The organism is Paraburkholderia bannensis (genome assembly GCF_014200455.1).
In the GTDB taxonomy this organism is placed as follows: domain Bacteria; phylum Pseudomonadota; class Gammaproteobacteria; order Burkholderiales; family Burkholderiaceae; genus Paraburkholderia; species Paraburkholderia bannensis_A.
Genome location: NZ_JACHBW010000005.1, coordinates 22,464 through 47,963, shown reverse-complemented (window position 1 = coordinate 47,963; position 25,500 = coordinate 22,464). Strand labels below are relative to the sequence as shown.

At 65.0% G+C, this 25,500-nt stretch carries 28 protein-coding genes; 15 read left to right on the top strand and 13 right to left on the bottom strand.

All coding sequences use genetic code 11. The features are described 5' to 3' along the window. Positions 1–112: 112 nt before the first annotated feature. Positions 113–760, bottom strand: a complete 648-nt coding sequence (locus F4827_RS10025) for a phospholipid-binding protein MlaC (RefSeq protein WP_183723994.1) — start codon at positions 758–760, stop codon at positions 113–115. 319 nt (positions 761–1,079) lie between these two features. Continuing rightward, positions 1,080–1,340 carry a hypothetical protein gene (locus tag F4827_RS10020; RefSeq protein ID WP_183723995.1) on the bottom strand — a complete coding sequence of 87 codons (261 nt, stop codon included), beginning with the start codon at positions 1,338–1,340 and terminating at the stop codon, positions 1,080–1,082. A gap of 400 nt (positions 1,341–1,740) precedes the next feature. Here F4827_RS10020 and F4827_RS10015 point away from each other — a divergent pair, with 400 nt between their 5' ends. The 13 genes from F4827_RS10015 to F4827_RS09955 all read left to right on the top strand — a co-directional run bounded on the left by F4827_RS10015 (position 1,741) and on the right by F4827_RS09955 (position 14,671). Then, a complete protein-coding gene (locus tag F4827_RS10015) occupies positions 1,741–2,604 on the top strand; it encodes an STAS domain-containing protein (protein WP_183723996.1) in 864 nt (287 codons plus the stop codon). A 16-nt stretch (positions 2,605–2,620) separates the two neighbouring features. Further along, positions 2,621–2,977 carry an STAS domain-containing protein gene (locus F4827_RS10010; protein ID WP_183723997.1) on the top strand — a complete coding sequence of 119 codons (357 nt, stop codon included), beginning with the start codon at positions 2,621–2,623 and terminating at the stop codon, positions 2,975–2,977. A gap of 15 nt (positions 2,978–2,992) precedes the next feature. Next, a complete protein-coding gene (locus F4827_RS10005; RefSeq protein WP_183723998.1) occupies positions 2,993–3,418 on the top strand; it encodes an anti-sigma regulatory factor in 426 nt (141 codons plus the stop codon). Beyond that, positions 3,403–4,572 carry an ATP-binding SpoIIE family protein phosphatase gene (locus F4827_RS10000; protein WP_183723999.1) on the top strand — a complete coding sequence of 390 codons (1,170 nt, stop codon included), beginning with the start codon at positions 3,403–3,405 and terminating at the stop codon, positions 4,570–4,572. Before F4827_RS10005 ends, F4827_RS10000 begins: the two co-directional genes overlap by 16 nt. Then, complete coding sequence (locus F4827_RS09995; protein WP_183724000.1) at positions 4,541–5,989, top strand: ATP-binding protein; 1,449 nt, start codon at positions 4,541–4,543, stop codon at positions 5,987–5,989. Before F4827_RS10000 ends, F4827_RS09995 begins: the two co-directional genes overlap by 32 nt. After that, positions 5,986–7,506 (top strand): response regulator, encoded by a 1,521-nt coding sequence (locus tag F4827_RS09990; RefSeq protein WP_221303645.1) that lies wholly within the window; start codon positions 5,986–5,988, stop codon positions 7,504–7,506. Before F4827_RS09995 ends, F4827_RS09990 begins: the two co-directional genes overlap by 4 nt. Before the next feature lie 59 nt (positions 7,507–7,565). Next, positions 7,566–8,024 carry a GNAT family N-acetyltransferase gene (locus F4827_RS09985; protein WP_183724001.1) on the top strand — a complete coding sequence of 153 codons (459 nt, stop codon included), beginning with the start codon at positions 7,566–7,568 and terminating at the stop codon, positions 8,022–8,024. Between the two features lie 80 nt (positions 8,025–8,104). Continuing rightward, positions 8,105–8,770 carry a hypothetical protein gene (locus F4827_RS09980; RefSeq protein WP_183724002.1) on the top strand — a complete coding sequence of 222 codons (666 nt, stop codon included), beginning with the start codon at positions 8,105–8,107 and terminating at the stop codon, positions 8,768–8,770. A gap of 228 nt (positions 8,771–8,998) precedes the next feature. Then, positions 8,999–10,126 (top strand): HPP family protein, encoded by a 1,128-nt coding sequence (locus F4827_RS09975; RefSeq protein WP_183724003.1) that lies wholly within the window; start codon positions 8,999–9,001, stop codon positions 10,124–10,126. Between the two features lie 93 nt (positions 10,127–10,219). Next, positions 10,220–10,633: a MarR family winged helix-turn-helix transcriptional regulator gene (locus tag F4827_RS09970; protein ID WP_183724004.1), complete on the top strand. Its 414-nt coding sequence runs from the start codon at positions 10,220–10,222 to the stop codon at positions 10,631–10,633. A gap of 5 nt (positions 10,634–10,638) precedes the next feature. Then, complete coding sequence (locus F4827_RS09965; protein WP_183724005.1) at positions 10,639–12,432, top strand: chloride channel protein; 1,794 nt, start codon at positions 10,639–10,641, stop codon at positions 12,430–12,432. A 487-nt stretch (positions 12,433–12,919) separates the two neighbouring features. After that, positions 12,920–13,495: an ANTAR domain-containing response regulator gene (locus tag F4827_RS09960; RefSeq protein WP_183724006.1), complete on the top strand. Its 576-nt coding sequence runs from the start codon at positions 12,920–12,922 to the stop codon at positions 13,493–13,495. 33 nt (positions 13,496–13,528) lie between these two features. Beyond that, a complete protein-coding gene (locus F4827_RS09955; protein WP_183724007.1) occupies positions 13,529–14,671 on the top strand; it encodes a CmpA/NrtA family ABC transporter substrate-binding protein in 1,143 nt (380 codons plus the stop codon). Here the strand turns inward: F4827_RS09955 and F4827_RS09950 are convergent. The 7 genes from F4827_RS09950 to F4827_RS09920 all read right to left on the bottom strand — a co-directional run bounded on the left by F4827_RS09950 (position 14,661) and on the right by F4827_RS09920 (position 19,987). Next, positions 14,661–15,062 carry a type II toxin-antitoxin system VapC family toxin gene (locus tag F4827_RS09950; protein WP_183724008.1) on the bottom strand — a complete coding sequence of 134 codons (402 nt, stop codon included), beginning with the start codon at positions 15,060–15,062 and terminating at the stop codon, positions 14,661–14,663. The genes F4827_RS09955 and F4827_RS09950 overlap by 11 nt on opposite strands. After that, entirely contained in the window at positions 15,062–15,298 is a 237-nt protein-coding gene (vapB, locus tag F4827_RS09945; RefSeq protein WP_183724009.1) for a type II toxin-antitoxin system VapB family antitoxin, read from the bottom strand. Before vapB ends, F4827_RS09950 begins: the two co-directional genes overlap by 1 nt. A gap of 272 nt (positions 15,299–15,570) precedes the next feature. Further along, positions 15,571–15,864, bottom strand: coding sequence for an antibiotic biosynthesis monooxygenase (locus F4827_RS09940; protein ID WP_199122805.1), 294 nt, complete (start codon positions 15,862–15,864; stop codon positions 15,571–15,573). 201 nt (positions 15,865–16,065) lie between these two features. Then, the gene (locus F4827_RS09935) at positions 16,066–17,169 is read right to left on the bottom strand and encodes a porin (RefSeq protein ID WP_183724010.1); all 1,104 of its coding nucleotides are present in this window, start codon (positions 17,167–17,169) and stop codon (positions 16,066–16,068) included. 85 nt (positions 17,170–17,254) lie between these two features. Further along, a complete protein-coding gene (locus tag F4827_RS09930) occupies positions 17,255–18,598 on the bottom strand; it encodes an MFS transporter (protein ID WP_183724011.1) in 1,344 nt (447 codons plus the stop codon). A 172-nt stretch (positions 18,599–18,770) separates the two neighbouring features. Further along, the gene (locus tag F4827_RS09925; protein WP_183724012.1) at positions 18,771–19,130 is read right to left on the bottom strand and encodes a protocatechuate 3,4-dioxygenase; all 360 of its coding nucleotides are present in this window, start codon (positions 19,128–19,130) and stop codon (positions 18,771–18,773) included. Beyond that, a complete protein-coding gene (locus tag F4827_RS09920) occupies positions 19,130–19,987 on the bottom strand; it encodes a gallate dioxygenase (protein ID WP_183724013.1) in 858 nt (285 codons plus the stop codon). The genes F4827_RS09925 and F4827_RS09920 overlap by 1 nt, the downstream gene beginning before the upstream one ends. A gap of 330 nt (positions 19,988–20,317) precedes the next feature. Between F4827_RS09920 and F4827_RS09915 the strand changes: the two genes are divergently transcribed. Next, a complete protein-coding gene (locus F4827_RS09915) occupies positions 20,318–21,025 on the top strand; it encodes a GntR family transcriptional regulator (RefSeq protein WP_183724014.1) in 708 nt (235 codons plus the stop codon). Next, entirely contained in the window at positions 21,022–22,299 is a 1,278-nt protein-coding gene (locus F4827_RS09910) for a LysR family transcriptional regulator (RefSeq protein WP_183724015.1), read from the top strand. Before F4827_RS09915 ends, F4827_RS09910 begins: the two co-directional genes overlap by 4 nt. A gap of 2 nt (positions 22,300–22,301) precedes the next feature. On the opposite strand, the gene F4827_RS09905 is transcribed toward F4827_RS09910, so the two are convergent. The 4 genes from F4827_RS09905 to F4827_RS09890 form a co-directional block, all read right to left on the bottom strand. Further along, positions 22,302–23,414: a 4-oxalomesaconate tautomerase gene (locus F4827_RS09905; RefSeq protein WP_183724052.1), complete on the bottom strand. Its 1,113-nt coding sequence runs from the start codon at positions 23,412–23,414 to the stop codon at positions 22,302–22,304. Positions 23,415–23,455: 41 nt separating this feature from the next. After that, positions 23,456–24,151, bottom strand: coding sequence for a 4-carboxy-4-hydroxy-2-oxoadipate aldolase/oxaloacetate decarboxylase (locus tag F4827_RS09900; protein WP_183724016.1), 696 nt, complete (start codon positions 24,149–24,151; stop codon positions 23,456–23,458). Beyond that, positions 24,148–24,879: a PIG-L deacetylase family protein gene (locus tag F4827_RS09895; RefSeq protein ID WP_183724017.1), complete on the bottom strand. Its 732-nt coding sequence runs from the start codon at positions 24,877–24,879 to the stop codon at positions 24,148–24,150. The genes F4827_RS09900 and F4827_RS09895 overlap by 4 nt, the downstream gene beginning before the upstream one ends. Before the next feature lie 198 nt (positions 24,880–25,077). Next, positions 25,078–25,221, bottom strand: a complete 144-nt coding sequence (locus F4827_RS09890; protein ID WP_409258781.1) for a hypothetical protein — start codon at positions 25,219–25,221, stop codon at positions 25,078–25,080. Positions 25,222–25,500: the final 279 nt, after the last annotated feature.

Below are 25,500 nucleotides of genomic sequence, written 5' to 3'. Positions count from 1 at the left end.
CCACGCAGTCCGCCGTCACAAAGCGAGGCGTCAGCCGTGCAGGGCAAGCGGCATGCCGGGCGCGAGCGTATCGCATGCGCGCCGTCAGAGAAAGGGGGCGTGCAAGCGCGCGTCAGGGCTTGCCTGCTTCGAGTTGCTGGTTGCGCGCGGTCAGGAACTGGATCAGGCCGTCCACCCCGCCCTCCTGGATCTTCTCGTTGAACTGCGCGCGGTAGGTCTGGATCAGCCACGCGCCCAGCACGTTCAGGTCATAGAGCCGCCAGCCCTGCGGCGTCTTGTAGAGACGGTAATCAATCTCGATGGGCTTGCCGCTCGTCTGCGCCAGGGTGCGCACGACCACGTCCGTGTCGGTCGGGGCATTGCGCATGGGCGAGTATTCGATCTGCTGATCGGGCTTGAGCTGGGCGAGCGCGCCCGAATAGAGGTGGATCAGCAGCAGCTGGAACTGCTCCATGACCTGTTGCTGCTGTGCGGGCGTAGCCGTGCGCCAGTGGCGGCCCATCGACAGCTGCGTGGTGCGGTGGAAATCGACATACGGCAGGATGTCGCGATCGACGATGCTGCGAATGCGCGGGATATCGTCGGGGGCGATCGACTGGGTGCGCACTTCGTCCAGCACCTGCTGGGTGGCGGTCTTGATCAGCGCCTGCGGGTCGGACTGGTCGACGGGCTGCGGCGCGGCGCTGGCGCTGTGGGCAAGCAAGCCCGTGGCGGCGGTAAGCAGCGTGGCGAAAAGCAGGGAATTCACGAAGTTCTTCATGCGCGGGCTCGGTCGGTGTTCAAGGCTGACGTTCGCCCCTTTTATAAAGCATTCGCGCGCCGCGCGCATTTCAACGCCTTCCAGATCTTTCCGTTCATGGGGGATGAAAAACAAAAAGGGAAACCGCGCACGGCGTTACGCCACGCGGCAGCCCCGCAGAGCTGTTACGTTACGTTACACATGCCGCGAATTTGTTACAGGCACCCGGCATAAACCGGGCAAGTGCAGTGGAGTCGGGCGCACCCGCAAGGCGGCCAATCCATCAGGTGACGGCCAGCAGGTGTAACAAAAATTACGCCCCGCCGGCCGTCCCGGCGCTTCAATCGCGCCTCCTCCCTTCAAAACCTTGAACTGCTTGCGCGCCGGCCGCCGCCTCAGGCTCCATAAAGAAAGCCTCCAGCCCAAACAGCCAGGCCACGCAGTACGACAACCTCGACAGTATCCGCAGGCCTGCCTCTTCCCCAGCGACCTCGTCCTCCAGCGCTTGCGGCGTTGCTAACGTGGCCCCCGCGGTAGTCCCAGCATTCGCCCCTGCGAAACTTGCCGGCGTCGATTCCTGTGCAACCGGATCGATCTTCATTTGGCACCCCTCTCCTCGTTTTTGTGTGTGGCGGTTTAGTTAGAGCAATCTCTGTACCAACGCAGCCAGCCACGAAAAAATCCGACAAGCGAGCGGCTCCAGCCTGACAGCGTGTGCTCCCGCACGTAAGTCCGAACAATCCGGCAGCGACGTTTCCACCATCAACCCTGTAAAAACTACAAGCACACCGTGAAAAAGCGTGAAACCCATTCCCAATATGGGCTTGCGCGAGAAGCGCCTCGACCCTGAGCGGCGCGAAATGCCCTCTCGCGTTCCTGATCTTTTTCGGCATGGGTAATAGCTTCAATCACGACAATGGTGTAAGGTGCAGCGGTTCCGTCTCGAAAATCGAGATCGCTCCAGAGCCCAATCCAGAACGTCACCGCGCAGAGGAGATCGCATGAACCCACCCGAACGGACTCGTCTCGCGGATGTCCTGAACCAGCATCGCGACGCCCTGCTGGCCGACTGGGTCCGCCTGCATCTGCCGATTGCGCTGCGCCGCGGCCTCGCCATGGAAGCCGAAATCCGCGAGCAGTTTTCGACTTTCCTGAAGGCGTTTCTCGACACGCTCGCGAAGTCCGATACGCTCGACGCGAGCCGCCCCGACTGGGAGCCGGTGCGTGTGTTTCTCGCCGATATGTCGGCCCATCGTGCGCGCCAGGGCTTCACACCCGCGGAAACGGCCACCTTTGTGTTCTCGCTCAAGCAGCCGCTCTACGCGCGCCTGCGCCAAAGCTTCACGAATCCCGCCGAACTCGCGGAGGTAAGCTGGGCCGTCAATATGCTGATCGACGAGTTGGGCCTGTACACCACCGAGGTGTTCCAGAAGAACCGCGAAGCGATCATCGCGCGCCAGCAGGAGGAACTGCTGGAGCTGTCCACGCCGGTCGTGCAATTGTGGGAAGGCATTCTGGCGCTGCCGCTGATCGGCACGCTCGATTCGTCGCGCACCCAGGTAGTGATGGAAAGCCTGTTGCAGAAGATCGTCGATACGGGCGCGGGCCTCGCGATCATCGACATCACCGGCGTGCCGACCGTCGATACGCTCGTTGCCCAGCATCTGCTCAAGACCGTGGCCGCCGCGCGCCTGATGGGCGCGGACTGCATCATCAGCGGCATCCGTCCGCAGATCGCCCAGACCATCGTGCATCTGGGCGTCGATCTCACCAACGTCATCACCAAGTCCACGCTCGCCGACGCCTTCGTGATCGCGCTGCAGCGCACGGGCTCGACGATCGTCAAGCCGAAAGCCACGGCCTGAGCCCTGGAGCCGCACGATGGAACGCATTCCGATTCTGCGTCTGGGCGACTGCCTGATCGTGTCGATTCAGGTCGACATGCACGACCGCCTCGCGATCGCGTTGCAGGACGATCTCACGACCCGCATCGTCAAGGAGTCGGCCAAGGGCGTGCTGATCGACATTTCGTCGCTTGACGTGGTCGACTCGTTCATCGGGCGCATGATTTCGAACACGGCGGCAATGGCGATGGTGCTCGATGCGCAGACCGTCGTGGTGGGCATGCAGCCTTCGGTGGCGATCACGCTGGTCGAACTGGGTCTCACGCTCGATGGCGTGCGCACCGCGCTCGACATCGAAAAAGGCATGGCGCTGCTCTCGCAGCGTCGGGCGTAGCGCTTGCTCACCTTCATGAGCGACGACGCCGCGCCCGCCCGGCTGCTCGCGCAAATGAGCCTGCGCTCGGATGAGGAAATCGTCCGGCTGCGGCAGACCGTGCGCGACCAGGCGATCGCGCTGGGTTTTTCGCTGATCGAGCAGACCAAGTTCGTCACGGCGGCCAGCGAGATCGCGCGCAACACGCTTCAGTATGGCGGCGGCGGCGAGGTGCGGCTCGAAGCGCTCAGCAGCGGCGTGCGCGTGGGACTGAAACTGACCTTTGTCGATCACGGGCCGGGCATTGCCGATGTCGAGCGCGCCTTGCAGGACGGCTTCACGAGCGGCAACGGCCTGGGGCTCGGGCTGGGCGGCTCGCGGCGCCTGTGCGACGCTTTTACGATCGACTCCACACCGGGCATGGGCACCACAGTCACTATCACAAAATGGAAAGTTCGCTAGACGGCGCCTCCGGCCTGGCCGGCGGCACGCATCGCTCCTTCGAGATCGGCGACGCGAGCAGCGTGGCGTTCGCGCGCCGCGGCGCGGCTCAAGCCGCCCATCTGGCCGGTCTGGACGCGACCGACGCCGGACGGCTGGCGATCGTGCTGACCGAAGCCGCTACCAATATCCTCAAGCATGCGGGCCACGGCGAACTGCTGGTGCGCGCGCTCGAACGCGGCGTGGAGCTGATCGCGCTCGACCGCGGCCCCGGCATCGCCGACGTGCGCGCCGCGCAGTCCGATGGACATTCGACGGCGGGCACGCCCGGCACCGGCCTTGGCGCGATCAACCGGCTTTCCGATCAGCTCGCGCTGTGGTCGCAGCCGGGCCACGGCACGGTGTTGCGCGTGCTGGTGCAGCAGGCCGGCGGGCCGCGCCCGGCGCGGCCCGCGCCCGAAATCGGCGGGGTGTGCGTGCCGTATCCGGGCGAAGACGTGTGCGGCGACGGCTGGCAGGCCCAGGCGGATCCGGGCGGCTTCACGATCGCGGTGGCCGACGGTCTCGGCCACGGTGCGCAAGCGCATGTCGCCGCCGCCGCCGCGCTTGAAGTGCTGAGAAAGCGCCCGGGCCTGACGCCGGGCGCGCTGATGGAACTTTCGCACGCGGCGTTGCGCCCCACGCGCGGCGCGGCGCTCGCACTCGCGCGTTTCGACCTCGTACGCTCGACGGTAAGCTTTTGCGGCACGGGCAATATTTCGGCGGTGGCCTATGGCACCGGCAAGCCGAATCACGGGGCACAGGGACATGGCGCGACGCCTCGAAGCAGCGGGGGCAGCGGTGGCAGCAGCGCAGCCGATACGCCCGGCGACATGCGTTCGAGCTATCAGATCGTCTCGCGCAACGGCATCGTCGGCCATACGATGCGCGGCACCCAGGAGTTCGAACTCGCCTGGCGCGACAGCGGCACGCTGATCCTGCACTCGGATGGCGTGGGCACGCGCTGGGATCTGGACGCCTGGCCAGGGCTTGCGCATCAGAGCGCCGTGGTGATCGCCGCCGTCCTTTACCGCGACTTCTCGCGCCGCCGCGACGACGCCACCGTCGTCGTCGTCAAGGCGCAGCCGGGAGTACAGTTGACCCATGAACACGCCTTTGCTGCGCATCCGCATTGAAACCGCCCAGGACGTCGTCGTGGCGCGGCGACGCGCACGCGATCTGGCAGCGGGCTTCGGCTTTTCGAGGCTCGATCAGACGCGCATCGCCAGCGCGGTGTCGGAAATCGCGCGCAATGCTTTCGAATATGCGGGCGGCGGCGAGGTGAGCTTCGGCTTCGATGCGGCCTGCGCGCCGCAGGCCTTCGAGATCGTCGTGCGCGACCGCGGCCAGGGCTTGCGCGAGCTCGACGCCGTGCTCGACGGCACGTGGCGCTCACCCGGCGGCATGGGCGTGGGCATCGTCGGCAGCCGCCGCCTGATGGACCGCTTCGAAATCGAATCGACGCCGCAAGGCACCACCGTGGCGATGGCGCGCTATCTGCCGCATGAGCGCGCCGCGCTGCGCGGCAGCGAACTGGAGCGCGTGGTCAACGGCGTGGCCGCGCTCGCGCCGCAGGCCGATTCGCTCGCCGAAGTACAGCAGCAAAACCGCGAACTGGTGGCCACCCTCGATGAACTGCGCGAACGCCAGGAAGAACTTGCGCGTCTGACCCAGGAACTGGAGGCGACCAATCGCGGCGTGGTCGCGCTTTACGCGGAACTCGACGAACGCGCCGAGGAACTGCGCCGCGCCGATCTGATGAAGTCGCGCTTTCTCTCCAATATGAGCCACGAGTTGCGCACGCCGCTTTCGTCGATCCGCGCGCTCGCCAATCTGCTGCTCAACCGCCTGGACGGCGATCTGGGCACCGAGCAGGAACGCCAGGTCAAGCTGATCCTCGCCTCGGCCGAAACGCTGGGCGAGACCGTGGACGATCTGCTCGATCTGGCCAAGATCGAGGCCGGCAAGACCGAGGTCTCGCCCGCGTGGTTCGATCCCGCCGACCTGTTCGCGGCGCTGCGCACCATGCTCATGCCGCTGCTCGCCACGCCGCACGTCTCGCTCGAATTCGCCTCGATGGCGGGCCTGCCGCGCCTCTATACCGATGAGCCGAAGCTCACGCAGATCCTGCGCAACTTTGTATCGAACGCCCTCAAGTACACCGAACGCGGCCAGATCCGCGTGGGGGCGCGGCTGGAGGCGCATGGCGAGCGCATAGTCTTTTTTGTCGCCGATTCGGGCATCGGCATTGCTCCCGAGCATCACACCATCATTTTCGAGGAGTTCGCTCAGGTGCAAAACCGTTTGCAACAGCGCGCGAAGGGCACCGGTCTTGGCCTGCCGCTGTGCCGCAAGCTGGCGGCGCTGCTCGACGGCCAGGTGGGCGTAGAAAGCGAACTGGGCGTGGGCTCGACCTTTTACGTCGAGCTGCCGGTGCGGCTCGCCGGGCACGCTCGCGGCACGCCTGCCGACGCCGCAGCTGCCGACACAGCCGCCGACGCAGGCGGCGACGCCAGCGGCGCACGGACCAGCCCGGGAGGCGCCGCATCATGAGCCTCGCCACCCTCATTCTCAACGTCGACGATAACGAAGGCGCGCGTTACGTGAAGTCACGCGTACTGCGCCACGCGGGCTTCGCGGTGATCGAAGCGGCCACGGGCCAGGGCGCGCTCGACGCGGTGCGCGACGAGGCGCCCGCGCTCGTGCTGCTCGACGTGAAGCTGCCCGACATCAGCGGCATCGAGGTGTGCCGCCTCATCAAGCAGAATCCGCAAACCAACTCCACGCTGGTGCTGCAGACCTCGGCTGCGGCCGTGCAGGCACGCGACAAGATCCGCGCGCTCGACGGCGGCGCGGACAGCTATCTGACCGAGCCGGTCGATCCCGCCGAACTGGTGGCCAATGTGCGCGCGCTGCTGCGCCTCTACGCCGCCGAAAAAGCCTTGCGCGACGCCGACCGCCGCAAGGACCACTTTCTCGCCACCCTCGCGCATGAGTTGCGCAACCCGCTCGCGCCGATCCGCAACGCCATCGAACTGCTCGACCCGCGCCACGGCGCAAGCGACGCCGGGCGCGCCGATGCGCGCCAGATCGCGAGCCGCCAGGTCGAACATATGGGCCGCCTCGTCGACGATCTGCTCGACGTTTCGCGCATCTCGCACGGCAAGATCGCCCTGCAGATGACAACGCTCGATCTGCGCCAGATCGTTGAAGTGGCCGTGGAGACGAGCCGCCCCATACTCGACGCCAAACAGCAGCAACTCGTCCTGACGATGGCGCCTGGGCCTTGCCATGTCAGGGGCGACGCCATGCGCGTCGCACAAATCATCAGCAATCTGCTGTCGAATTCGGCAAAATACACGGCTATCGGCGGCACGGTGACTCTGCGTCTCGAAACCGACGGCGAGGAAGTGGCGATCGGCGTGCGCGACAATGGCATCGGCATCGCCGCCGACGAGCTGCCCTATGTGTTCGACCTCTTCATGCAATCGCGCGACGCGGTCAAGCGCGCGGATGGGGGGCTCGGCATCGGTCTCGCGCTGGTGCAGGAACTTGCGGAGCTGCACGGCGGCTCGGTGAGCGCTTATTCGGAAGGACTCGGTAAAGGCTCGGAATTCGTCGTGCGACTGCCCATCGTGCGCGGGCCGGCAACCGACCACGCCTCAACAGACAACAACAATATGGATAACGAAACAACTTCGCACAAACGCCGCGTGCTGATCGCCGACGACAACGTGGATTCGGCCACTTCGCTGCTGATGCTGCTCGAACTCGAAGGTCACGACGTGCGCGTGGCCCACGACGGCCCCAGCGCGCTGGAGATCGCGCAAAGCTTCGTGCCGCATGTGGCGATTCTGGATATCGGTCTGCCCGGCATGGACGGTCATGCGCTTGCCAAGGCCATGCGCGCGCTGCCCGCCACGGCGCACACGCAATTGATCGCGCTCACCGGCTACGGCCAGGAACGCGACCGCCAGGCCACCACCGAAGCCGGCTTCGACCGGCATCTCGTCAAACCCGCGCCGTTCGACGAAATCCTGCGCGAAATCGAAGGCACGAGGGCGAGCTGAGGTGCGCGCCGCTTCATGTCGATCGTTTTCGATCGACCTCGATCGAACGGGGACTCCACATGAACGTAAAAGCACGCGCCCTTGACAGCGGCGATCTCGAACTCGTCTGCCGCCATCGCGAGGCGATGTTCCGCGAAGCGGGTCGCGATCCCGCCACGCTCGCCACCATGACCGAGCACTTCCGGCTCTGGCTCGCCCCGCGTCTTGCCGATGGGCGCTACTTCGGCTTCGTCTTGAGCGACGCCGATGCGCCCGTCGCCGGTATCGGCCTGATGGAGATCGACTGGCCGCCGCATCCCGCTCACCCCGGGCAGGACCGGCGCGGCTATGTGCTCAACGTCTATGTCGAGCCGCCTGCGCGGCGGCGCGGCCTGGCCCGCCAGATCATGCAACTCGCCGACGAGGCATTCGCGCGGCGCGGCATCCGCTACGCCATCCTGCATGCCACCGAGCAAGGTCGCGATCTCTATCTGCAACTCGGTTGGGGCGGCACCACCGAAATGGCCAAACCCCTCTAACGCCGCACTCTTTTCTCTCAAGCCTCCGTTCGTTGGTGCCGTTAACCGGTTGAGCAATCAACCTTCTCACGGAGCCACGCTTGAACGGGAACACGCGCGCCATTATTACCCGACCAGAATCCGGCGCTTTCGCCGCGCTCGCGGCCGTCGTCCCTCTTTCTATCGCGCTGCTGCTTTCGGGCTGCGTGACCCATACGCAGGTCGTGGCGGCGCCCGCGCGTCCGGTCGTCGTGGCCGCGCCGCCGCCGCCCGCCGTCGTGGCCGCACCGGCCTATATACCCGAGCCGCACGATGCCTACGTTAGCGTGGCGCTCGATCGCGATGTGGTCGTGATCGGCGGCATGACCTATATCTGGTTCGTGGGCCCGGACGGGCAGCGTCATCGCCACTACTACGGCCGCGGCGATCTGCGCGCCGAAGTGTTCCATCGCCGCGCCGAATTGCGCGACGTGATGGCGCATCACGAAGGCCACTTGCCGATGCAGCACGCCTACCTCGCGCCGCCGCCGATGCGCGCCGCGCCGCCTCACGCGCGCGTGCACGTGGAAATGGTCGCGCGCCCCGGTGGCATGCCGCATCCGATGCCGCGCCCCGGCGCGCACCCGCAGCCGCATCCCGAACCGCGCCAGGCGCAGCATCATGTGCCCGCACCCACGCGCAATGCCGCTGACCACGGCCGACGCCTGCCGAATGCTCATCCCGGCGATGCCCGTCCGATGGCCGGCGTACCGCGCCATACGGTTTAAACGCGCGCGGCAACGCCGACAAAAAACCGCCGGTACATGTCGCGCACCGGCGGTTTTTTGCGCCTTTTTATTTCGTTATCCCGATTACCTTAGATCCTTGCGTCGATCGGCCAAACATCCCGGATACCCGCAACAGTGCGCGGCACGCCATTTTTATATCACGTTACGATATAATTTGCCGGATTCGAGCCGAGCCTGGCTCGGCCTCTTTTGTCGCTATTTTTCACTGTGACCCGCCTTTCCCTCTACCACTGGCTCGCGCGCTTCGCGCCAGCGCCCGTCACCCTGCGCTGGCGCGAACGGCTGCGTTCGGGCGTTGGCGCCCTGCTGGGCATCGCGCTGACCGGCGCGCTTTCGCATTGGCTCCTCGGCAACGCCTCCACGATTGCCTGGCTGATCGCGCCGATGGGCGCATCGGCGGTGCTGCTGTTCGGCGTGCCCGCCAGCCCGCTGGCGCAGCCGTGGTCGATCATCGGCGGCAATCTGGTGTCGGCGGTGGTGGGCGTGACCTGCGCGCTGTTTATCCACGATCCGGTGATCGCTGCCGCCGTGGCCGTGGGTGTGGCGATCTGCGCGATGTTCACGCTGCGCTGCGTGCACCCGCCCTCGGGCGCGGTTGCGCTGACCGCCGTGCTGGGCGGCCCCGCCGTGCATGCGTTGGGCTACGAGTTCGTGCTTGAGCCGGTGCTGCTGCAATCCTGCGTGCTGCTGGGCGGCGCGCTGGTCTATCACAAAGCCACGGGCCATCGTTATCCGCATGCCGCCCACGCAGTACAGCCACCACACGCAACCCAGGCAACCCAGCCCAATCCCTCCGGGCCGCCCGCGCCCGCAGCGGGCAGCTTCACACGCGCCGACCTCGAAGCCGCATTGCGCGAGCGCAACGAGTTGATCGACGTCGCGACCGACGATCTCGAAGCACTGCTGCGCGAAGCCGAAATCCGCGCCTACGCGCGCAGCTTCGGCGTGCTCAATTGCGCCGATGTCATGTCGCGTGACGTGGTGAGCATCACGCCCGCCACCACCGTCAACGAAGCGCGCGCGCTGCTGCGCAGGCACGACGTAAAAGCGCTGCCGGTGGTGGACGCTCAAGGCCTCGTCAAGGGTATCGTCACCCGCGCCGATCTCGCCGATGCCAACGACGCCGCGCCCGTCGTCACGCTCATGACGACGCATGTGCGCACGCTCTCCGCCGCCACGCCCATCGTCGAATTGCTCGCGCTGTTTGCGGGGCGTGGCCATCATCACGTGCCCGTGGTAGATGGCGAGCGCCGTCTCGCGGGCATCATTACCCAAGCCGATCTGATTTCGGGGCTTTATCGGCAGACCCGGCCGCTGCAAAAACAGAGCGCATGACGCATCCGACACGCCCATCCCAACGCGCTATTACGTCGATAAATATCATGCTGTGATATATTCGTAGATCGAATCGTCTGACACGGATCCCCCATGAAGCAAACGCCACGCGGCCTGAAGAAGGCCGATTTCGAGCAACTGTCCGAATTCCGCTATCAGATGCGCCGCTTCGAACGTTTCTCTGAGCAGGCGGCCCAGAACGAAGGCATCACGCCGCTGCAGTATCTGTTGCTGCTGCATGTGAAGGGCTATCCCGGGCGCGAGTGGGCGACCATCGGCGAGCTCGCCGAGCGTTTGCAGGCGCAGCATCACGGCGTGGTCGCGCTGGTTTCGCGCTGCGAGGCGCTCGAACTGGTGGAGCGGCGCGTGAGCGAGCGCGACCGCCGCCAGGTGGAAGTCCATCTGCTCGCCGCCGGCGAAAAACTGCTCGCGCGCCTCGCTGAACTACACCGCGCGGAGCTGCGCTCGCTCGAAGGCGCATTCACCATTCCGCACATCGACCTCTGACGACCATGCATCCCGGCGATTCCCACAAGCGCGATTTTTCGGCCAACGCCCGCCTGCCCGGCATCAGCGCACTCGCCGCCGTGATCGGCGTACTGGCCACGCTGGCCGCGTTCGTGCTTCTGAACCTGATCCACTGGTTCACGAACCTGTTTTTCTACGGCCGTTTCTCGTTCGCCGATCATTCGCCTGCGCTCAATACGCTGGGCGCATGGGTGATCGGCGTGCCGGTGGCGGGTGGGTTGATCGTCGGCATGATGGCGCGCTTCGGCTCGGAAAAGATTCGCGGCCACGGCATTCCCGAAGCCATCGAGGCGATCCTGTTTGGCAAGAGCCGGATGTCCCCGAAGGTGGCGGTGCTCAAGCCGTTGTCGTCGGGCATCGTGATCGGCAGCGGCGGCCCCTTCGGCGCGGAAGGGCCGATCATCATGACGGGTGGCGCGCTGGGCTCGCTGCTCGCGCAATGCGTGCGCCTCAGCGCCGCCGAACGCAAGACCTTGCTCGTAGCAGGCGCTGCGGCGGGCATGACCGCCGTGTTTGGCACACCGGTCGCCGCCGTGCTGCTCGCGGTCGAATTGCTGCTGTTCGAATGGCGTCCGCGCAGCTTCCTGCCGGTGGCGCTGGCATGCGCGGTGGCGGGCTTCGCGCGCGCATTGGTGTTCGGCGCCGAACCGTTGTTCGCGATGCAGACGCCGCCGCCCCACGCGCTGGCGCTCGGCTCGTGCGTGATCGCGGGGCTGCTCTCGGGCATGCTGGCGGCGGGGCTGTCGGCCTCGCTTTACAAGGTCGAGGACCTGTTCAAGCGCCTGCCGTTGCACTGGTCGTGGTGGCCTGCCATCGGCGGTCTTGCGGTGGGTATCGGCGGCTTTATCGAGCCTCGCGCGCTGGGCGTGGGCTATGACGTGATCGGCGATCTGCTGCATCAAAACATCTCGCTGCAAGCCGCTATCGCGATTCTTGCGGTGAAGGCGGTGATCTGGGTGATCGCGCTGGGTTCGGGCACGTCGGGCGGCGTACTTGCGCCCTTGCTGATGCTGGGTGCGGGCCTGGGGAGCGTGCTGGGCCATCTGCTGCCTGGCGGCGATCCCGCGCTGTGGCCGCTGGTGTGCATGGCCGCCACGCTCGGCGCAACGCTGGGCGCGCCGCTCACGGCCATCGTGTTCGCCTTCGGACTCACGCACGACGCCAACGCGCTGCTGCCGCTGCTCGCGGCGACGCTGGTTGCGCACGGCTTCGCCACGGTGGTCATGAAGCGCTCGATCATGACCGAGAAGATCGCGCGGCGCGGCTATCACATCTATCGCGAATACGGCGTCGATCCGCTGGAGCGTCACTACGTCGATGAAGTGATGACGCGCCAGGTCGATACGATCGATGCCAGCATGAGCGTGCGCGAGGCGAAGTCGCGTTACTTCGGCGCGACGCAGCAGCGCCGCGCGTGGCCGGTGCTGCGCGACGCTCGCGTGCTTGGCGTGGCCGATCGCGCGATGCTCGAAGCGGTGCGCGGGGACGATGCGCTCGATCAGCCGATTGGCTCGCTGTTTGCCGGGCGCTGCGCCGATGTCGCCTTGCCCGAAGAGACTTGCCGGCAGATCGCCGCGCGTCTCGCCGTACATGGGCTCGAACGCCTGCCGGTAGTGAGTGCGCGCGAAACCATGCAACTCGTGGGCATCGTCTCGCGCAGCGATCTGGTGAAGCTGTCGCTCGCGCACTTCGAGGAAGAGACCAAACGCGAGCGCTTCCGGCGCATCGGCGTGAGCAAGGGCAAGCGACGTTATCCGCCCGTGCGTCGGGCAGGTTGAGTCCGGGCTAAGTCCAGGCTCGGTCCAGGCTGAGTCCAGTTTGAGCGCGGGTTGAGCGCGGGCGCAATCGGCAAGGCCGGGCTTGCGCGCCGTCATCTTGCCTGTCCTGACATCGCGCGCACTGCCCAACCCAAACCAGTCGCCTTACTCTGCCTGAGTGGGTAGCGCGGACTTGGCGGTTAGTTGCGATAAGAGAAGCGAGGGCCGCGCCAATCGAGTGCCAAGGGGTGCCGCTTGCACTGCTGCGGTGCATCACAGCGCCCTCGATCGCCTGCGCCGCGCCGCAGCCGCGCCTCCTCGGCCCTCATCTCGTGCACCGCACAAACTGGCACGCACTTTGCTGAAAAGAATGTGCGCTGCAAAGACGCGGCGCATCGAATCCGACGCTCCCCACGCGCCGAAATCCAGTTCAGTCGGGCAATGCAGTTCGACACGCGAGGCTCGCCCAACACGAGAAGCCTCAAATGCCATCGAGCCACGAAACACCATGCTGCGCGTCCTGCTCGTAACCGACACCGACAAGCCCATCGGCGATCTGCGTGACGCGCTCGCGCGGCTCGGCTACGACATGCTCGCCGAGCCCGCCACGCCGCAGGCGCTCCATCGCGTCGTGGAGCGCGAGCGGCCCGACGTCATCATCATCGACACCGAATCGCCTTCGCGCGACACGCTCGAGCAGCTCGCCGTGATGAACGCCACGGCGCCGCGCCCTGTGCTGATGTTCAGCAACGACGCCAACCAGCAGTTGATCCGCTCGGCCGTCAATGCGGGCGTCACGGCGTATCTCGTCGAGGGCCTTGCGGGCGAGCGCATCGCGCCCATTCTCGAAGTCGCGCTCGCACGCTTTGCGCAGGAAGCGCAGTTGCGCGAACGCCTCACGCACGCCGAGAACGAACTCGCCGAGCGCAAGCTGATCGACCGCGCCAAACGCCTCCTGATGGAACAGCAGAAGATGACCGAGCCCGCCGCCTACGCCATGCTGCGCAAGCGCGCGATGAACCAGAGCGTCAAGCTCGCCGAAGCCGCCCGCCAGATCGTCGCGGCCGCTGTGTCCGGCGATTGACGAGGAATGCCCAGAACTGAAGCGTTGACTGTCATGAACCCATCCACGCGCCCGGCGGCGCCGCTCGAAAAAACCCATCTGAAGATCGGCTTCGTGCCTCTCGCCGACGCCGCGCCAGTGGTCGCCGCGAAGCTGCTGGAGTTCGGCCACGCGCACGGGCTTACGCTCGAACTGTCGCGCCAGCCCTCCTGGGCCGCGCTGCGCGACAAGCTCCTCTCGGGCGAGCTGGACGCGGCGCATTCGCTTTACGGACTGGTGTACGGCGTGCAGCTTGGCATCGGCGGTCCGCAGACGGATATGGCAGTGCTGATGGTGCTCAACCGCAACGGCCAGGCTATCTCGTTGTCGAACCGGCTCGCTGACGCGCTAGCGCAGCACGGCACCCTGCCGCGCGCACTCGCGACGCTCGGGCGCAAGCCGGTATTCGCGCAGACCTTCCCGACGGGCACGCACGCGATGTGGCTGTATTACTGGCTCGCCGCGCAGGGCGTGCATCCCCTGCGCGATATCGAAAGCGTGGTGATTCCACCGCCGCAAATGGTGGCGGCGCTCGCCGAAGAGCGACTCGACGGCCTTTGCGTAGGCGAGCCCTGGCCCGCGCTCGCGCAGCGGCGCGGCATGGGGCGCACGGTGATTCGCAGCGGCGAGATCTGGCCGGATCATCCCGAGAAAGTGCTGGCCTGCCGGCGCGATTTCGTCGGGCGTTATCCGAATACCGCACGCGCGCTGGTGCAAGCCATGCTGGAAGCGTGTCGCTGGCTGGATGGCGCGGGCCATCGCAAGGAGATCGCACAGTGGCTTGCCCGGCCTGAAATGCTGGGCGCGGATGCGGACCTGATTGCATCCATGCTGGAAGCCGGAGAAGGCGCGGGCGCACCCGATATGAAGTTCTTTGAGAACGGCGCGGTGAATTATCCGCTGGAATCGGAGGGCGTCTGGTTTCTCACGCAGTTCGAGCGCTGGGGCATGATGGCGCGGCGAGACGACTATCGGGAGATTGCCGCGGCGCTGAATCAGACGGCGCTGTATCGGCAGGCGGCTGCGGCGATTGGGGTGGGCGTGCCAGTGCCGGCTGCCGCACGCTTGCCGCGCTTCATCGATGCAAGGGTATGGGATGGGGAGAATGCGGCGGCGTATGTGGAGGGGTTTGAGATCAAGGCGCCCGTCAGTCGTTGAGCCAGTTGGCCAGTTTCACGTTGGGATACTGTTCGAAGTCGCGTTCGTTGCTGGTCACCAGCACGGTGTCGAGCGCGACCGAATGCGCGGCAATCAGCTTGTCCAGATGATCCTTCTTGCGCTCGCGCGTGGCTTCCCGGATCGGCCCATAGGCCACGGCCGCAGCCGAGTCAAAAGATGCGACCGGGATTTCCTCGATCAAAGCCGCCAGGTTACGCCTCTCGCGGGCTCGGTTAGCAGACATCGCGACGCCATATTCCAGTTCCGCAAACGTAATTGCCGACATCACCACGTCGCCCACGTAGCATTGCGCGAAGCGCCTTGCGACCTGCTCGGGCTGGTTCTTCATCAGGTAGATACACATGTTGGTGTCGAGCATGAACCGCGGCATCACAGCACCTCGCGATCAGCCTGGTCCTGCTCTCCCCGCCCTTCGGCCATGAAATCCGGCCCGAATCTCGCGAATTTCTTGAGCACGCCGCCTAGCGACCGCCGCGCCGGACGAATGCGAATTTCATCTCCGACGCGTTCGATCTCGACTTCAATGTCGCTGCGCTCGTATGCCAGTTCGGCAGGGATTCTGACAGCCTGAGAATTGCCGTTCTTGAAGACGCGCGTGGTGTGCATAGTGAGGTCCATCACTGGAGGCATGTTGAAACCACTATAGGCGCTTGTTCGCATCATGTAAATCCACGTGTGTACATCGTTTTCTAAGGGGCATATCTGTAAATGCCCACCCCATATAAGAACACCAACGTCATCCGCATGTCTGCGACGCACATCAACAAACTTCAATCGGCTCAAGGAGCTTTGCACAAACGCGACTAACAAAAAAATTCCGCCCTGTTTTCGCCACTAACCGGCGCAAACAGGGCGGAATATTTCGAGCAAACTCCCGCTTACTTCACCACCACTTCCGTATGCCCCACCACTGGCGGCTTTTCGAAGTACGGGCCAACCAGACGGCGCCATTCCTGGAAGTCATCGGATTCGCGGAAGTGGACCATATGATCTTCGATGGTCTCCCACTGCACGACCAGCACGTACTGGTTCGGCTCTTCCACGCCGCGTTGCAGTTCGACGGCGCGGCAGCCGCGCGCGCGATGGAAAAGCGGCAGCGCCTGGGTGACGCCCGCTTCGAATTCGGCGTTCTTGCCAGCCAACACCGTGATGTGTGCCATTTCGTAGACCACGTTCTGCTCCTTGCTCTTCGTTGATTCGATGATGCGTCGGGGGAATGCGCCTTCGCCGTAGCGGGCGCGCACGCCACGTTATCACGCATCGCGGTTCGATCGCGCAATCGTCTGCACGCAGCACGAAACCCGCGCCCGAAAAGCAGAACGCGGCGCGGGCGACCATTCACCCGCACCGCGTCCAGAGCATGTCCTGATCGATCAGAACTTCGTATGCAGACCCGCGCGCGCGACGGCCTGGGTCTGGCCGCTCGATGCGCCGTCAGAGCTGTTCATGCCGTTGATCTGCGCATAGCCGCCCGAACTTGCGCGCTGATACACGCCAAGCACATACACGCTGGTGCGCTTCGACAAAGCGTAATCGACAATCGCCGCCACCTGATGCGCATGGTTGTTATCGACCACGTCATTACCCTTCATGTACATATACGAGGCACCCGCGCTCAGCGTCGGCGTGAAGTAGTAGTGCGCGCCGACCGACCCCTCGTACACCGAGCCGCCGTTATACGAGTTATGCACCGTGGTGAAGAGCGCGTTGGTGATCCAGCCGCCGAACTTGTAATGCGCGCCGATACCCCAGTTACGCACGCTCACGTCGCCTTCGCCGGTCACCACGTACTTGAGATTGGTGTACGCCGCATTCATGCCAAAGTTCTCATGCGCGTAGTTGAGCGCAAAACTCGAACCATTGCCGGTGCCGATCGAACCCGCCACATTGCCGAAGCTGTACATCGCGCCCGCGCTGAATCCGCCAAATGTCGGCGATACGTATTTCACCGAGTTATTGACCGTTTCGCCCGCCATGCGGTCCCAGTCGAATGCGCCAGTGGCGTTGCCGGGCAGCGCGAGCTTGTCGAACGGCCCCGCGCGGAAGTCGTAGAAGTGGCCCGAGAGTTCAGCCGGATCATCGCCCGCGAAGTAGAGCGAATCCGTCATGAAATCGTACTGGTTACCCAGCGACAGCTTGCCGTACAACGGGTTGCTCAGGCCGACGATCGAGGTGCGGCTGAACAGGCTCTTGTTCGGCATGAAGCTGCCGTTGTCGATCTGAAACTGGTTGACGAGCTGGAAGAACGCCTTGCTGCCGCCGCCCAGGTCTTCCGTGCCGGTGATGCCCCAGAGGTTCGGGCCGTTCACGCCATCGTCCATCTTCACATTGCTATGGCCGCCCTGATTGCTCACATAGGTGATGCCCGTATCCATGATCCCGTACAGCGTCACGCTGCTTTGTGCAAGCGCCGGGCCTGCACAGATCGCCCCCGCCAGCGCCGCTGCGATCTTTTTGTAGTGCTTATTTTTCGTCATTCTAAAAAGTCTCCTGTTTATCGATTTCGATTGTGTTATTGGTTTGAGTCGATTGTGTGGGGCGCGCGTCGCCGCGCCCCACTTATCAAGCGTCGGCGACCGGCGCGGTAATGAAGCGCAGTGCGAGGCGATTGAGCAGGATCGCGGCAGCGGCTACGAGCGCGGGCACGGCCAGCACCGAGAACACCGTCGAGAAGCTGAAGCCCAGCGACAGCAGCAGGCCGCCCACAAACGAGCCGAGGATGCCGCCCAGGCGTCCAAAGCCCAGCATCCAGCTCACGCCAGTAGCACGGGCTCGGGTCGGGTAGCAGGTCGGCGCGAGCGCGTTGAGGCCCGTTTGCGCGCCGCTCATGAAGAAGCCCGCGCAAGCCACCAGTACGCTCAGCATGCTGGATTTGAGCGTCCCCATGCCCAGCGCGAAGATGAACACGCCGCCCAGCAGATAGGCCGCGCCAATCACCGCGTTGCGGTCGAGACGATCCATCGCGAAGCCCACGGCGATTGCGCCCACCGTGCCGCCCAGCTGGAACATGCCGGTGATCGCCGCTGCGCGCTCGACCGGCAGACCGGCGTCCTTGATGAGCGTCGGCAGCCAGCCGGTCAGCAGATAGATGATCAGCAGTCCCATGAAGTACGTGACCCACAGCATCAGCGTGCTCATGGCATAGCCGTCGGCGAACAGCATGCGTACGGGAGCCTTGGCGGCCACGGCCGGTTCCGGCGAGGTAAAGCGCGCGGCGGCATCGAATCGATGTCCCGTCACACGCGAGAGCGTGGCCGCGATGCGTTCTACAGAGAAACGACGCACCAGCAGGAAGCGCGCGGATTCCGGCAGCAGGCCCAGCAGCACCGGCACGAACAGGATCGGCAGCACGCCGCCGCAGACAAACACGCCACGCCAGCCGAAGTGCGGAATCAGCGCCGCCGCGACGAAGCCGCCCGCGCCCGAGCCAAAGTTAAAGCCCGTGAACATGATGGTGAGCAGCAGCGAACGGCTTTTCGACGGCACGTATTCGGAGAGCAGCGTGGTTGAATTGGGCATTGCCGCGCCCAGGCCCAGCCCAGTGAGAAAGCGCAACGCCACCAGTTGACCCGGCGTATTGGCAAACGCGCACAACAGGCTGAAGAAGCCAAAGCACGCGACCGAGCCGATCAGCACCTTCTTGCGGCCAATACGGTCCGCCGACGGTCCCGCCACCAGCGCGCCAATCGCAAGACCCACCATCGCCGCGCTCATGACGGGGCCGAACGCGGCGCGCGCGATGCCCCATTCCTTCATGACGACCGGCGCGACGAAGCCCATCACGGCCGTGTCGAGACCGTCGAGCGTCACGATCAGAAAACAGAGGGCGAGGACGAGCCATTGATAGCCCGACATCCTGCGGGCGTCGATAAAGCCCTTGATATCCACTGCATCAGCAGAGTTCATGCGTGTCTCCGAAGTTAATATTTCCCCGCCCCTGTGCTTCGTCGGCTCAGGAGTGTTCTGTTGCAGATGCTTTTTTGAACGGCGGGCGCGGCGTTCCGGAGTGGCGCGAGCCCGCTGGTCAGGCGATCAAACTGCGGCCGCTTTGTACCGCGCGCTTGTAAACCGCCTGCTTTTAAACCGCATCCGGCACCCGGCGCGTTTTCAGAAAGGCTTCAAGCGTTTCGCCGCGCATGCAGGCGTACATGCCCAGATTGGTGATCTTCACGACGCGCGCGAACTTCTCCAGCACGAAGAAACACACGCCGTATTGCACGAGGCCAAGCCAGTCGGTGTTGTCCACCAGCGTGCGCTCCTCGGTCGTGAGCGCGGCGGCGTCGTAGGCGGCTTTGCGGTCGGCAAGCCACAGTTCGCGCGCGGCGGGCGTACGCATCATCCAGAAGAAGCGGTTCAGACGCATCGCCTTGATGCTCTGGCGGATGTCGAACGGATAGGTGCCCGTGAGCGCTTCGACGCCTTCGAGTTGCGGATTCATTACGCGCCCTCCTTGGAATCCGCGACGTTCTCATAGATCGTCACGGCCATCGCCGTGCTGGTCGCGAGGTAGTAGTTGCGATGCACTTCCTTGATCTTCGGTGCGAGCGCGCCGCGCATTGCCAGCCACATGATGGTTTCCACGCTCTCCGCTCCACCCAGGCGCACATAGTCGACATGCTTCATCTGCGCGAGCCGCTCGGGATCGTTGACGATGATGTCGAGAAATTCCATATCCCATTCGGTATTGTTGAAGCCGCTGCGTTCGCCGTGCACCTGATGCGAAAGACCGCCCGTGCCCACCACCACCACGTCCAGATCTTCTTCGAACGATTCGATCGCGCGACGCAGCGCCTGGCCCAGCCGGTAGCAGCGGTTGGCCGTCGGCAGCGGGTACTGCAGCACGTTGACTTCGAACGGCACCAGCGCCGTGGACCAGCCGCCGGCGTGCGGCAGCATCAGCGACAGCGGCGAATTGCAGCCGTGGTCGAGCGGCTTGTCCTGGAAGATCGTCAGATCGAACTCGTCGTTGACGAGTTGCTCGGCGATATGGATCGCCAGTTCCGGGTGGCCGGCGATATCGGGCAGTGGACGCTTGCCCGCGCCTTCATCGGCGAATTGATGCTGCGGCGACACGCCCAGCGCAAAGGTCGGATAGCAGTCGAAGAAGAAGCTGTTGGCGTGGTCGTTGTAGAACATCACCAGCACATCCGGCTTGTGCTCGGCCAGCCACTGCGCCACCGGTTCGTATCCCTGAAACAGCGGCGCCCAGGCGGGCTCGTTCTGCTTGCCCTTGTCGTACGCCATTCCGATCGTCGGCACGTGCGATGTACCGATGCCACCCACAATCCTTGCCATGCTTGTCGCCCTCTTCCGATTACCGTGGGGTCGCACCGCCTTATCGCGATAAGCGCCCGCTTGGGATACGAAATTACAGAAACGCGGTTTGCACTGTAAGCAAGGGTTAACCACTGTTTTTACGTTTTATGCCTTGATAAATGGGCCATCGGATGTCTTCGCGCCGTCCGCTCTGCCGCGAAACCCACGCGCCATAACGGTTTTTGGTATCCTGAAATCAGTCGCGCGCTGTCTATCCCGGATACGCGCCGCAACAACTTCATAAGCGAAACAGATAGCAAAAGAACCAACTCGCAAGGCCGCCCATGCGCCGCCCGGCGGGACATCGACATGAACGAGACCACCCAGCAAACCATCGTGCAGGCGCTGCGCACGCGCATTCTTTCGGGCGAGCTTGCGCCGGGCCAGCGGCTCGTCGAAGCGCAGCTTGCCGAACGCCTCGGCATCTCGCGCACGCCGCTGCGATATGCGCTCAGCGTGCTGGCGACCGAAGGGCTCGTCGAGCGCTCGGGCGCACGCGGCTATATCGTGCGCCGTTTCAGCGTGACCGATGTGCTCAATGGCATCGACGTGCGCGGCGTGCTCGAAGGCCTGGCCGCGCGCAGTGTGGCCGAACGCGGCGTGAACCCGACGCTCGCACGCGCCTTGCAGGAGTGTCTGCGCGAAGGCGATGCGATTTTCCAGCCGGGCGCATACGCACTGAACGAAGATGCCGAAACCCGTTACGCCGACATGAACGGCCGCTTTCACGCGCTGATCGTCGAAGCCGCGCAGAACCACGCCGTCAGCGCCGCGCTGGGCCTCAACGACAAGATTCCGTTCGTTTCCCCCGCCACGGTGGTGTTCGACGATGCCGCGCGCGAGCAGCAAGTCATGATGCTCGCCTACGCACATCGCCAGCACCACGCCATCGTCGGCGCGCTGCTCAAGGGCGAAGGCGCGCGCGTGGAAGCGCTCATGAAGGAGCACACGCATATCTCGAAGGAGAGCCTGAATCTCTCGGTCGACCATCTGCATCTGATCGTGGGGGCCGCATGAGCGCGAATCCCGCCGATCTGCTCAATCTCGCGCACCTGCGGGCGTTCCGTCTGGTCGCCGATACGGGCAGCGCAACGCGCGCCGCCGCCGCGCTGTTTCGCGCGCAATCAGCCGTCACGCGTTCGGTGCAGGAACTCGAAACAGCCCTTGGCGAGCCGCTATTCGAGCGCAAGCCCTCGGGCATGCTGCCGACGGCCGTGGGCCGCGTCGTGCTGGATCGTTGCGCGCGCATCTTTTCCGAACTCGAAGCGCTTGCGCAGTGGTGCGCGGCGCGGCAGACGCGTCGCCGCGCGCTTGCCGAAGGCGCGATGCCCGCGTGGCTGCTCAACACGCGGCGGCTGCAGTTGTTCGTGGCGCTGGCGCGTCATCGGCATATGCCCAGCACGGCGAGCGCGTTCGGCATCAGCCAGCCGGCCGTGAGCAGCGCGATGCGCGTGCTCGAAAGCGGCTCGGGCATCACGCTGTTCCACCGCAGCCCGCGCGGCGTGCAACTGAGCGAGGAAGGCGAAACTTTCCTGCTGCACGTGCGGCGCGCGCTCAACGAGCTGCGCCATGTGCCCGACGATATCGCTGCGCTGCACGGCAATATCCAGGGCGCGGTGACGGTGGGCGCGCTGCCGCTCGGCCGCACGCTGATCCTGCCCGCCGCCATCGCGCGACTGAGCGCGCAGCATCCCGGCGTGCGCGTGGTGACGGACGAAAGCGCGTATGAATTGCTGGTGGCAGGCTTGCGCGCGGGCGATGTCGACTTCGTGCTGGGCGCGCTGCGTGAAAACGATGCGGCCAGCGGCCTCGCCAACGAGCGCCTGATGGACGAAGACATGGTCGTGCTCGCGCGGCACGGTCACCCGCTCGCGCAGAAAACCGGCCTGAACATGGGCGATCTGCGCAACGCGCAATGGATCGTCTCGCGTTTGCATTCGCCGGCGCGCGGGCTGTTCGAGGCGCAGTTCAAGCGCCTCAAACTCAAACCGCCGACCCCCACCGTCGAGACCGCCGATCTGGCGGTGATACGCGGCCTGCTGATGGGCACGGATATGATCGCCGCGCTCTCGGCGCAGCAGTTGCACTATGAAATCGCGGCGGGGGAACTGGTGGTGCTGGATGTGCCGCTGCACAACACGCGGCGCGAGATCGGCCTGACGATGCGCGCCGACAGCGCGCCCTCGCCTGGCGCGCGTGCATTGATCGACGCGATCCGGCTGGCGGTGGCGGACGCCGCACCGGCGGTGCGGGTCGTGGAAGGCCGCCTGGGCGGCCAGGCGGCGCGCTGACGTTACGAAGCGGCCCAGACCGACGGCGGGATCGCCACCACGCCGTCGAACAGCCAGCGCGCGGTGCGCAGCAGCGCCGCGCCGATGATATCGACTTTGCCGCCATCACGCGCGAGCGTCAGTTCGACAGTGAATTCACCGGTTGGATGCTCGACGCCGATACGTTCGGTATCGCCGCCTTGCGAAGCCGAATCAAACGACGCAATGCCATCGCAAACCGTTCCCGGCAGCGCCGCCGCGCTTGCCACGCTCACCGCGCCCAGCACGCCAATCGACGCGTGGCAGCGGTGCGGAATGAAGCTGCGCGTGCTGATCGTGCCACCGTCGCGCGGCGCGGCAACCAGGCACATCTTCGGCACGGTGCGCTCGCGCACGTCGCCCAGATTCATGCGTGGGCCGATCTCCAGGCGAATCGCCTCGATACGCGCTTTCAGGTCTTCGTCGGCATCCAGTTGCTCGCGCGTCTCATAGCCCGTGCGGCCCAGATCAGCAGCGCGCATCAGCACGAGCGGCATGCCGTTGTCGATACAGGTGACATCGACGCCTTGAACCGTATCCTTCAGATTGCCGGTCGGCAGCAAGGCGCCGCAGGTCGAACCCGCGGTGTCGCGAAACACCAGCGCAATCGGCGCCGCCGTGCCCGGCACGCCGTCGATGCGCGTATCGCCTTCGTACTGCACGAGGCGCGCGGGCGTGGGCACATTCGCCACCGCGATCTGCCCGGTGTTGACCATATGGATCGCCACGGGCGTCACGCCGTCGCTCGCCTCCACCAGAGCGCGCTCGATGGCGAACGGCCCCACGCCCGCCAGCAGATTGCCGCAATTCTGGCCGTAATCCACGCGCGCCTCGTTCACCACGACCTGCGCGAACAGATAGTCGACTTCGGCATCGTCACGCGTCGAAGGCGAGACGATCGCCACCTTGCTGGTGAGCGGGTCCGCGCCGCCGATGCCGTCGATCTGGCGCGGATCGGGCGAGCCCATCACCGCGAGCAGCACACGGTCGCGCAGCGCCGGATCGGCAGGCAGATCGGCGGCGAGAAAATAGGCGCCTTTGGACGTGCCGCCGCGCATCAGCATGCAGCGCACACGGGTCTGTGTCTGCGCATGCACGGGCGCGTCATGGTTCGAAGTCGACACCGGCTGGCCTCCGCTCAGAGATCCGCAGCGGACTGCACGTAGCGCAGGCCCTTTTCCGCGAGGCGTTCGCGCATCGCGTAGTAATCGAGGCCGAGCGTGCCGCCCGCCAGCACGGCGCGCGTCTTCTCTTCCTTCGCAACGCGCGCCTGGGTGGCTTCAACCACCTTCGCCACGCTCGCGAGCGGCACGACCACCACGCCGTCATCGTCGGCGACGATCACATCGCCCGCGTGCACGATCTGCTGCGCGCATACTACCGGCACATTGACCGAGCCGAGCGTCTCCTTCACGGTGCCTTGCGCCGAAACGGCTTTCGACCACACCGGGAAGTTCATCTCCTTGAGCGTGCGCACATCGCGCACGCCCGCGTCGATGATCAGACCCAGCACGCCGCGCGCCTTCATCGACGTCGCCAGCAGATCGCCGAAATAACCGTCCTCGCAAGGCGAGGTGGGCGCAGCCACGACGATGTCGCCGGGGCGGCATTGCTCGACGGCCACGTGGAGCATCCAGTTGTCGGACGGCGGCATCAGCACCGTGACCGCCGAACCGGCAATCGCCGCGCCGGAATAGATCGGGCGCAGGTAGGTGGCGAGCAGGCCCAGACGCGCCTGCGCCTCGTGCACCGTTGCCGAGCCGGCGGTCTGGAGGATCGCCAGATCGCGCGCGTCGGCGCGGGGGATATCGGTTACGACCACGCCGCGCTTCATGCCAGGTCTCCCGTCACAGCCGGAGTCAGGCGCATATAGCCTTCGGCGTACTGGATATCGCGCGTGGCCGTGATGCCGATATTGCGCTTGGCCTGCACGCCGCGTTGCAGCGCGACGCGCGTGTAGTACTCCCAAAGGTGTTCCTGTCCGGCCATGCATTCGATCGCGCGGCGCTTGGTGTCCCACACTTCGGTGATGTCGAGGAAGGTGTTCGGCGTCCACTCGCACTGTTCGGTCTGGTGCGGTTCGAAGGCATAAACCGGCGGCGCGCCTACGATCTTCTGGCCGGGATTGTGACCTTCGGCCTGGGCGATGATGCGCGCTTCCTGCGCCACGTGCATCGCCAGCGGGTGGTCGAAGTTGTACGGGTCTTTCGGCGAATGGCTCAGCACGAACGCGGGCTGCACGTCGCGGTAGACGTCGACGAGGCGCAGCAGCGCTTCGTCGGACACGCGCAGCGGATAGTCGCCCAGATCGAAGAAGTCGACTTCCGCGCCAAGGATTTCGGCTGCGGCCAGCGCTTCTTCGCGGCGTGCGGCCTTGACCTTATCGAGCGTCATGTCGGCGCCTTTGCGCCACAGTTTCGCGGACTCGCCGCGCTCGCCGAACGAGAGACACACCACCTTCACGCGGTAGCCGTTCTTCTTGTGCAGCGCGATCGCGCCGCCTGCGCGCCAAACGAAATCCGCGCTATGTGCGCTCACCACGAGCATCGATTTTTTAGTCATTTACGGTTCACCCAGCTTCGTCATCACGATCCCCAATTGTAGGTTTCGGCCTCGCGGGCGGCGTACCGAAACTGCCGCGCAAAGCCATCGAAATTGTTTATGCCAAGGGTTTACCGCAGGTCTGTCGAGCGTGCTGCCGCGCGGTCGGAATGGGGTTCGCGTTGCCGGCAGCCGCTTGTGGAAACCTTGTTGCGCCTACTAAGCGCCCACGATCGTGATCGCGAAGCCGTCCCGGCCCTTGCTGCCCACCGTCTGCACAGCCGTGGTGTCGAGCCGCTCATCCGCACCGATCAGCCGTTGCGAAAACCATTCATCCACTGCCTGCCAGGTCCGCTCGTTCATTGCCCCGCTCCGCAAAAAAGGAAGCGGCACGCTTAACGCGCGGACATAGGCACGCGCAGTTCACGCGGCGAATCCCGCGTGGCTCCCAAGGATTACCCGGCGATTTCATTTTTGCGCAATTAATTCGGATATCGAATTATCAAAAAAGCCTTATGCGCTTTATCGTTCTCTGGCATCCCGGCTTATCGGCATCGCTTGCGCACTTCCATCCACTATGCATAGCCAATTCGTACAGGCGTTCGCAAACATCAGGTATGCAAGAGCAATAAAGCGCATTAG